This window comes from Streptomyces sp. KR55, from assembly GCF_052245645.1.
Taxonomy (GTDB): Bacteria; Actinomycetota; Actinomycetes; order Streptomycetales; family Streptomycetaceae; genus Streptomyces; species Streptomyces flavusporus.
In genome coordinates, this window is record NZ_JBQQCE010000902.1 from 1 (window position 1) to 1,378 (window position 1,378).

The following is a 1,378-nucleotide window of genomic DNA, read 5'->3' on the forward strand; positions in this document are numbered from 1 at the left end:
CTGCGGGGGCGTGCCCGTGGACCGACGGGGCGAGCCCGCGGGCACGCCCCCGCGTCAGCGCTTAACCGCCTCCCCCGGCTCCAGAGCCGGCGGCGAACCCGGCAGGGGGCGCCCCGCCGATTCCGTCATGAACCAGACCGCGACACCGCCGATCACGGCCGCCGCCATCATGTAGTAGGCGGGCATCATCATGTCGCCGGTCGCGCCGATCAGCGCCGTGACCACCAGCGGCGTCGTACCGCCGAAGAGGGAGACCGAGATGTTGAAGCCGATGGAGAGGGAGCCGTAGCGGACCCGGGTCGGGAACAGGGCGGGGAGGGCGGAGGGCATCGCCGCCGTGAAGCAGACCAGCAGCAGGCCCAGGGCGCCCATGCCCAGAGCGACAGCGGCGAGGCTGCCCTGGCGGATCAGCAGCAGCGCGGGGATGGACAGGGCCAGGAAGCCCGCGCAGCCCGCCGCGATCACCGGGCGGCGCCCGATGCGGTCGGTCAGGGCGCCGGTGAAGGGCTGGGCGATCATCATCAGCGCCATCACGCCCAGGACGACCAGCAGGCCGTGCGTCTCGTCGTAGTGGAGCTCGCTCGTGAGGTAGCTCGGCATGTACGACAGCAGCATGTAGTCGGTGACGTTGAAGACCAGCACCAGGCCCATACAGAGCAGCAGGGCCCTCCACTGGCCGGAGATCATCTCGCGCAGCGGCACCTTAGGCCGGGCCGACTCCGCCTTCTCGACCTCCGCCGCGAAGGCAGGGGTCTCCTCCAGGCGCATCCGCAGGTACAGGCCGATGAGGCCCATCGGGCCCGCGATCAGGAACGGGATCCGCCAGCCCCAGGACAGCAGGTCCTCGGAGGACAGGAGGGCGGTCATGAGGGTGACCAGGCCCGCACCGCCGATGTAGCCGGCGAGCGTGCCGAACTCCAGCCAGCTGCCGAGGAAGCCGCGCCGCCGGTCGGGCGCGTACTCGGCGATGAAGGTGGACGCGCCCGCGTACTCGCCGCCGGTGGAGAAGCCCTGCACGAGGCGGGCGGCCAGCAGCAGGATCGGCGCGCCGACGCCGATCGCCGCGTACGACGGGATCAGGCCGATGGCAAACGTGCCGATCGCCATCATGATCATGGTGAGGGCCAGGACCTTCTGGCGGCCGATACGGTCGCCCAGCGGGCCGAAGACCATGCCGCCCAGCGGACGGACCAGGAAGGCCGCGGCGAAGGCGCCGAACGTGGACAGCAGCTGGGCGGTGGCGTTGCCCGAGGGGAAGAAGACCTTGCCCAGGGTCACGGCGATGTAGCTGTAGACGCCGAAGTCGAACCACTCCATGGCGTTGCCGAGCGCGGCCGCCTTCACGGCGCGCTTCACGAGGGCCGGGTCGGTGACGGTG

Annotated in this window: 1 protein-coding gene; it reads right to left on the reverse strand. The window is 71.1% G+C overall.

Features of this window, described 5'->3' with window-relative positions; genetic code table 11:
* Positions 1–54: 54 nt before the first annotated feature.
* Positions 55–1,378, reverse strand: a 1,324-nt coding sequence (gene proP, locus ACTWQJ_RS51390) for a glycine betaine/L-proline transporter ProP (RefSeq protein WP_443313203.1), incomplete at its 5' end; no start/stop codon positions are given.